Here is an 8,089-nt window from a genome sequence, read left to right on the forward strand (position 1 = left end):
GGTACTGCACCGGGGACGGTGTGGGAGAGTAGGTCGCCGCCGGACAATCTTTCATTGAGGGCCCTCACCTTTTGGTGGGGGCCTTCGTGCTTTCCGGGAAGGGTTCCGAAAGGCCGGGGCTCCTCGCGCCCTCAGGGATGGTTTCGAAAGCGGGTGCCGAGAGAACCTCCCAGGAGATGGCGTCTCGGTTCAGGACAGTGTCTCCAGGAGATCCCATTCGGTCTCACAGACACGGCGGCCGATCGCGGCCAGTTCCACGGATCGGGCGCCGCCCTCAAGGTGGCGCAGGGTCTGCGTGACGCAGATTATCCCCCACTTCAGCACACCGAACGTCTCCCACCAGCGCAGCGCGTCGCGGTCGACGGGATACCCGCTCGCCCGCTCGTAGGACTGGACGAGCCGCTCGTACTCCCCGAACCCGCCCACCGGCAGCGGCGACCCGAACCGCCAGGACTTCACGCACAACCAGCCGAGGTCCTCCATCGGATCGCCGGCGTGGGCGAGCTCCCAGTCGAGCACCGATCGGACCCCGTCAGGGCCGATGACGAGGTTGCCGTTCCGGAAGTCGCCGTGCACGACGGTCACCCGCTCGCTCACGGGGCGGCAGCCGGAAAGGCGGCGGAAGGCCAGCTCGAAGACCGGGTGCGCACTGCCGGTTAGATCCAGGATGTCCCGCCACGACCGGAGCGGGTCGTCCGGCTCGATCGACTGCGCGCCTGCCGGAATCCCGAGATCGGTCCTGGGCGTGAGCGAGACCAGCGGCATGCGATGGATCGCGGCCAGGATTTCGCCGCACTGGGCAGCCAGCAGCGGCCGGGCGTCCGTGAAGGCGTCGTCGCGGAGGATCCTGCGCGGGATCGTCTCCCCGTCCACCCGGCTCATCAGAATGTACGACTCTCCGGCGGCCAGTACCCGGGGCACGGGAACGCCGCCCGCCTCCGCCGCCCGCATCAGCCGCGCCTCCCCGGCCAGGCCGATCCCGGCCGATCCGATTCCCGTATCCGGGACGGTGCCCGGAGAGCCCAGGCGCAGGATCAGCTCATGTCTGACGCCGTCAGGAACGATGACGTCCAGAGCCCACGTCTCCCGCGACGCACCACCCGGCAGCCGGGTCCGAGAGGTGACGGCCGAGCCCGGCCCGAACACATCCGAGACGAGGTCGTCGATCATCGAAGGCCGAACTCCCAGTTGCCCCCCGCCGCGTACTCGCCCAGGATCCGGCGGCCCACCGAGTCGATGTGCACCTCGTCGGGGCCGTCGTAGATGCGACCGGCTCGGGCGTGCCGGTACATCCGGTCCAGCGGGGTGTCCGGGGTCAGCCCCGCGGCACCGTACACCTGGATGGCCCGGTCGATCACGTTGTGCAGCATCCGTGCCCCGGCCACCTTGGCCACTCCGATCTCCACCCGCGCCTGCTCACCCCGGTCGATGGCCTCCGCCGCGCTCAACGTCAGCAGCCGGGCCGACTGGATCTCGGTGTAGGAGTCGAACACGTGCTGGCGCATCAGCTGCCTGTCCGCCAGTGGCCGGCCGAAGGCGCTGCGCTCGTGCAGGCGGCGGCACATCAGGTCGAAGGCCCGCTGGGCCTGGCCCAGCCAGCGCATGCAGTGGAAGATCCGGCCGGGGCCCAGCCGCTGCTGGGCGATGACAAAGCCCTGGCCGCGCGGCCCGAGCAGGTTGGAGGCGGGTACCCGCACGTCGGAGTAGCGGACCTCGCAGTGACCGCCGTCGATGCCCAGCACCGGGGTGTCGCGCACGATGGTGTAGCCGGGTGTGTCGGTCGGCACCAGGATCATGGAGAACGCCAGGTGCGGGGCGGCGTCCGGCTCGGTACGGCACATCACCGTCGTGTACGCGGCCCGGTCCGCCCCGGTGGTGAACCACTTGTGGCCGTTGATCACCCACTCGTCGCCGTCCAGCACCGCCGTGGTCTGGAGCTGGGTGGGATCGCTGCTGGAGACGTTCGGCTCGGTCATCGCGAAACTCGGCCAGATCTCCGCCTGGACCAGCGGGGCGAGAAATCGCTCGCGCTGCTCGGGGTTGGCGTGCAGGCGCAGCATCAGCGAGTCCTGCAGGGTGAACGTGCCGAGCGCCAACTGCCCGAACTCGCTGCGGCCCTGCACCTCGTTCACGTGCACGTAGTCGAGGAAGGGCAATCCGCCGCCGCCCAACTCGCGGGGGTGCCCGAGGGCCCACAGCCCTTCCTTCTTCGCCTGTGCCTGCAGCTCGCGCAGGAGCGAGGCGGCCTCGGGCCCGGCCTCGTGGAGTACGGCCTCCGCCGGCTCCACCCGTTCGGTCATGAACGCGTGGACGGCGTCACGAATCGGCCGGACGCTGTCGGGAACCGCGAAGCTCATGGAATGATCTCACCGGAGATTCGTTGCCGCGTCAACGGATAAGGAGTTCCTTATGTCGCAGGGCATGCCCCATGACATGCCGTCCGCGGCTCGGCTCGTCGCCGCGGTCCGTGACTTTCTGGAGAGCGATGTGCTCCCGGTCGTCGAGGGCCGGGTCCGTTTCCACACCCGGGTGGCGGTCAACGTGCTGAGCATGGTCGAGCGGGAGCTCGAACTCGGACCCGCGCAGCACGCCGCCCACCGCGTGCGCCTCGACGAGCTCGGCTTCGCCTCGGATGCCGAGCTCGCCGCCGCGATCCGCGAGGGGCTGGACGGCCCGGATCTTCTCGACGCCTTGGCGGCGGCCGTACGGGACAAGCTGGCCGTGGCGAACCCCGGCTACACCGCGGCCCCGGACGTCCCGCCCCGCCCCTGACGGCCCGTCTCTTCTACTTGGTTCTGAACTTGGCCTGGTCGTGCCCCGGTCCGACCCGTCGGCAAGGTGCCCGCCGGCCGCGTGTCGCCCGATGCTTCTGCCGATTATGGGCGAAAGTCGCGAGGCTTTCAACCAAAGCTCTCGTCCGACCGGGTTGCGCGACGCTTCGTCGCAGGTCGATCCGCGTGCCGTGGATGTGAGCGGTCGCGGGCGCCTGCCGGATCAACCTGCTCGGGTTCCTGCGAACCGGAGCCCGGTTCGGCGTCCTGGAGGGCGGTCACCCAGGCCTACCTGGGAAGACTCCCCGGGGTTGGGGCGTTCGGGGCCTGGTGACCAAGATCGTGCGCTAGGGCGACTTTGGTCGTGGGCGACAGAAAGTTCAAGAGATCACGACAAAAGTGCTTCCTAAATGGGTAAAAGACGCGTAACTTCCACGCCAAGTTCTCTGCACGGCATCGAGAGGGCGAAGTGAGTCGGTCGGTGGCATCCACGGCAGGCCCCCGCGGGGAGATGACCTGCCGGGCGATGCCGCCGGACCTGCGGCGGAAAGGGGTCGATGGTCACTCGGTCGAGGCATCGGGGATCACGGGGCTCCATCCACCCACACGGAAGTAGGAAAAGATGAGCGCACACGAAGAAGAGATCGACGAGGTCGCCGGCGCGTTGCGCCGCAGGCTCGGGCTGAACCGTCGCCAGTTCCTCGCGGCCACGACGGGAGTCACCGCGGTGGCCGCCATGTCGGCGGTCGGCCCGCTCGCGTCGGCCGCGTACGCGTCCCCCGGTGACGAGCAGGAACGCGGCCATGGCCACGGCGACAAGAACGTGCTGGTGCCGGAGGCCAAGCGGGGCATCATCCTCTACACCGTCCGCGACGTGATCTCCCGCGATCCGGCGACGAACCTGCCCGCCGGCTTCCGGCGCGTGTTCGAGGAGCTCTCCCGGATCGGCTACAAGCAGGTGGAGTTCGCGGGCTACCGCCAGCACGCGAACGCCGAGGGCGGGGCCGACCTGGAGACCGTCGAGGGCGCCCGGCTGCTGCGCCGGTGGCTCGACGACAACGGGCTCAAGGCACAGGGCAACCACGGCTTCATCCCCGGCTCCTGGCCACTCACCGAGGCCGACCTCGATCGCTTCAAGCGGACCCTGGAGATCGCCAACATCCTCGGCATGGAGCACGTGGGCACCGGCGGCGACCCGACCAACAGCGCCTACAAGGCGGACTGGGACGTCGCCGCCCAGAAATGGAACGGCCTCGGCTCGATCGCCTCGGCCGCCGGCCTCAAGTTGTACACGCACAACCACGACGCGGCGTACGGCTTCCTCCTCGACGAGGGCCCGCTCGACGAACTGGGCCGGCCCACCCGCTCGTCGGGCGTCCGGAAGCTGGAGTACTTCCTCAAGATCACCAGTCGCAGGAACGTCTATCTCGAGATGGACATCTTCTGGGCGCACGTGGCCCAGTTCAAGCACCGCACCTACACCGCGCGTAACGGCTCCACCAAGACCGACATCTTCGACCCCCTGAAGCTGGTACGGCAGAACGAGAAGCGCTTCCCGCTGTTCCACGCCAAGGACGGCAAGGCCAACGAGACCACCGCCAACGGCTACGACATGGTGCCGTTCGGCACCGGGGACATCGACTACAGCGCCTTCTTCTCCAAGCTGGACATAGAGAAGCGCCACAACCCGATGTACGAGCAGGACAACGCGCCCGGAGGAACGGCGGAGCCGGGCCGCTCGCTGCAGTACGCGGATCTCAGCTACAAGAACATGGCCGCCCTGCGCCGCGGTCGCCACTGACGCGCCACTCGAAGAACCCGAGAGGTTCGGCGGACCGCCACGTGATCGCTGCCGTTGCCCCGGCGCGAGTGGCGGTCCGCCCTGTCCTGACACCCCCCTGAAGAAGAGGCTCAGGAAATTGAAGCGTACCCGCATGACGGTCGGCAGGGCACTCGCCGCTCTGTTGCTCCCCTCGGTGGTGCTGGTCGCCGCGCCCGCACCCGCACACGCCCATGAAGCCGCTACGCACTGGTCGAACTACGAGAAGATCACGCTGACCAAGAACGTCGGCGAGCCGATCGACATGGCGGTCCTCCCGGACAGGAGGGTCCTGCACACCGCCCGCAACGGTGACATCCGCCTGACCGACGGCGACACCGGCATCACCAAGGTCATCAACACGATCCCCGTCTACGCGAACTCCGAGGACGGTCTCCAGACGATCGCGATCGACCCCGGCTTCGCCCAGAACAAGTGGGTCTACGTCTACTACGCGCCGAAGACGATGACAGCGCCGTACCCGGAGACGACCCCCACCGGGTCGGCGCCCAACTCGCTGCCCGCGGGCGCGGACGAGTCGTACTGGAACCAGTGGAAGGGCTACAACCAGCTGTCCCGGTTCAAATGGACCGGTGACGCCCTGGACCTCTCCACCGAGCAGGTCATCATCAAGATCGAGGCGCAGCGCGGGCAGTGCTGCCATGTCGCGGGCGACATGGACTGGGACGCCGAGGGCAACCTCTACCTCGCCACCGGCGACAACACCCCCGCGGGCACGCCCGGGGCCAACGGCATGGCGCCCAACAACGACGCCCCCGGGATGAATCCGGGGCTCGACGCGCGGCGCGGCGCGGGCAACAGCAACGACCTGCGCGGCAAGATCCTGCGGATCACCGTGCAGGAGGACGGCTCCTACACGGTCCCGGCCGGCAACCTGTTCCCGCCGGGAACGGCCAAGACCCGTCCTGAGATCTTCGTGACGGGCGTGCGGAACGCCTTCCGCATGGACGTCGACGACGTGACCGGCACGGTGTCGTGGGGTGACTACGGCCCCGACGCCGGGGCACCCGACCCCGCCCGGGGCCCCCTGGGCTACGTCGAGTGGAACGTCACCCCCATCGACAAGCCGATGAACAGCGGCTGGCCGTACTGCACCGGCGACAACTTCAACTACAACGACTGGAACTTCGCGACCTCGACGCCGCGCGCGTGGTTCGACTGCGCGGCCGGACCGGCGAACACCTCGCGGTGGAACACCGGGCTGGACACGCTGCCTCCCGCGACCCCGGCGGACCTCTACTACGGTGACAACAACACCCACCAGCCGGCGGAGTGGGCCGGGCTCACCGACTTCGAGGCGGCGGGCGGGCAGGGGCCGATGGGCGGCCCCGTCTACCACTACGACGCGGCGAACCCGTCGACGACGAAGTTCCCCGAGTACTGGGACAAGAAGTTCTTCTTCGCCGAGTTCTCGCAGGACTATCTCGCGGCGTTCACCGTGACGGCGCCGGACGGGCCGGTGACCAAGCTCGAACACTTCCTGCCCAACAGCGCGCTGACCGCGGCGGCGATGCCGATCACCGACAGCCCGATGGACATCGAGTTCGGCCCCGACGGATCGCTGTACGTGCTCGACTACGGCGACGGCTTCTTCCGCGCCAACCCCGACGCGGGCCTGTACCGCATCGACTACGCCGAGGGGAACAAGACCCCGCAGGCGAAGATCGTCGCCAAGCCGTCGTCGAGCAGTACCGCGCCCCTCACCGTCGACTTCAGCGCGGCGTCGTCGACCGACACCGAGCCGGGCCCGCTGCGCTACGAGTGGGACTTCGACGGCAACGGGACCTTCGACGCCACCGGCGTCACGGCCTCGCACACCTACACCGTGCTCGGGCAGTACGCCGCCCGGCTTCGTGTGACCGACGCGCAGGGCAGGTTCGGGCTCACCTCGACCGAGATCACCGTGGGCAACACCGCGCCCGAGGTGACCATCCAGACACCGGGCAACGGCGCCTTCTTCGACTGGGGCGACGCGGTGCCCTTCCAGGTCAAGGTCTCCGACAAGGAGGACGGAGACAACCCCGTGTGCAGCCGGGTGCAGTGGACCTTCGGGCTCGGCCACGACGTGCACGCGCATCCGGAGACCCTCGGCACCGGATGCTCAGGCGCGTGGCCGACACCGGCCGACGCCCCCGAGCACGGCGAGACCGAGAACATCTTCGGCGTCGTCGTGGTGAGCTACCGGGACAACGGTGCCGGTGACATCCCCGGGGCGCTCGGCGACGCCACGCTCATCCTCAACCCCAAGCAACTGCAGGCCGAGCACGCGGACGCGAGCAGCGGTGTCACGAGGGTGGAGGACGAGAGCGCGTCCGGCCTGGCGAAGATCACGTCGTTCGACGCCGGGGACTGGATCGCGTACGACCCGGTGAACTTCGCCGGCATCACCGGCGTGCGGACCCGCGCCTCCGGTGCGGGAACGCTGTCCCTGCGGTGGGGCTCGGCGACGGCGGATCCGTTCGCCACCGTGACCGTGCCCGCCGGGGCGGGCTGGCAGAACGTGGACACCGCGCTCACCGGTGCCCCGACCGGCAGCGGGGAACTCTACGTCACCTCGACCGGCGGCGTGGAGGTCGACGGGTTCACCTTCCAGGGCGTCGGGGTCGGGGACGAGACGCCCCCGACCGTGTCGGCCACGCTCGCCCCTGCCCAGCCGGGCGGAGAGAACGGCTGGTACACCGGCAACGTCACGCTGACGGTCACCGCGACCGACAACGGCACGGTGGCGAGCCGGCAGTACTCGCTCAACGGTGGTACCACGTGGTCGAACGCCAACAACCCGGTCACGCTGAGTGCCGAGGGTGCCGTCGAGGTGTTCTACCGGGCGACCGACAACGCGGGCAACGTCTCGCAGGTCGGCAAGGTCACGGTGCGGATCGACAAGACCGCCCCGGTCCTGTCCGTGAGCGGGGTGGAGGCCGGTAAGTACGGTGACTCCGCGTCCCTCACCCCCGTCTTCTCGGCGTCGGACGCGGCCTCGGGAGTGGCGAGCGTGACGGCGGCCATCGGTGACCTGCAGGTCACCTCCGGCAAGCCGGTCGACCTGTGGCGGCTGGCGCTCGGCGCGAACACGCTGACCGTCACCGCGAAGGACAAGGCGGGCCACGTCACGAAACAGACCATCGCGTTCGAGGTCACGACCTCCTTCGCCGACCTTCAGAAGCTCCTCGACGGTTTCAGGGCGGCGGGCCTGGTGACGAGCGGCTCGCTGAACGACCAGCTCAAGGAGGCCAGGAAGCACGCGGACAAGGGCAAGACGAAGAACGCCGTCAAGTCCCTGGAGCAGTTCGTGAAACACGCCCGCGACCCGCGCAAGGTGACCGACGCCGCGGTGCGCGCCGTGCTCGTCCGAGACGCGGAGGCGCTGATCGCGCAGCTTCGCGCCCCGGCCGGCGGATAGGCCGGTCTACGCGATAGTCCTGGTGGCCCTGCCACTGATCTTCACCGACCCGCACGCCCGGCTGCTGCTGATCCTCTT

Annotated in this window: 5 protein-coding genes; 3 read left to right on the forward strand and 2 right to left on the reverse strand. The window is 69.0% G+C overall.

Translation table 11 applies throughout. The annotated features are described in order from the left end of the window. Positions 1-189: 189 nt before the first annotated feature. Together ABZ260_RS41185 and ABZ260_RS41190 are read right to left on the reverse strand one after the other, a co-directional pair. Positions 190-1,170: a phosphotransferase family protein gene (locus ABZ260_RS41185; RefSeq protein WP_355628581.1), complete on the reverse strand. Its 981-nt coding sequence runs from the start codon at positions 1,168-1,170 to the stop codon at positions 190-192. Then, positions 1,167-2,357, reverse strand: coding sequence for an acyl-CoA dehydrogenase family protein (locus ABZ260_RS41190; RefSeq protein WP_355628584.1), 1,191 nt, complete (start codon positions 2,355-2,357; stop codon positions 1,167-1,169). The genes ABZ260_RS41185 and ABZ260_RS41190 overlap by 4 nt, the downstream gene beginning before the upstream one ends. 52 nt (positions 2,358-2,409) lie before the next feature. Between ABZ260_RS41190 and ABZ260_RS41195 the strand changes: the two genes are divergently transcribed. From ABZ260_RS41195 to ABZ260_RS41205, 3 genes are all read left to right on the forward strand, one after another. Then, a complete protein-coding gene (locus ABZ260_RS41195; protein ID WP_355628587.1) occupies positions 2,410-2,772 on the forward strand; it encodes a DUF6285 domain-containing protein in 363 nt (120 codons plus the stop codon). A 621-nt stretch (positions 2,773-3,393) separates the two neighbouring features. Continuing rightward, positions 3,394-4,572 (forward strand): TIM barrel protein, encoded by a 1,179-nt coding sequence (locus ABZ260_RS41200; protein WP_355628590.1) that lies wholly within the window; start codon positions 3,394-3,396, stop codon positions 4,570-4,572. A gap of 118 nt (positions 4,573-4,690) precedes the next feature. Then, on the forward strand, positions 4,691-8,011 hold the full coding sequence (locus ABZ260_RS41205; protein ID WP_355628593.1) for a PQQ-dependent sugar dehydrogenase: 3,321 nt from the start codon (positions 4,691-4,693) through the stop codon (positions 8,009-8,011). Positions 8,012-8,089 lie beyond the last annotated feature (78 nt).

It is taken from the genome of Streptosporangium sp. NPDC006013 (genome assembly GCF_040614275.1).
Classification (GTDB): domain Bacteria; phylum Actinomycetota; class Actinomycetes; order Streptosporangiales; family Streptosporangiaceae; genus Streptosporangium.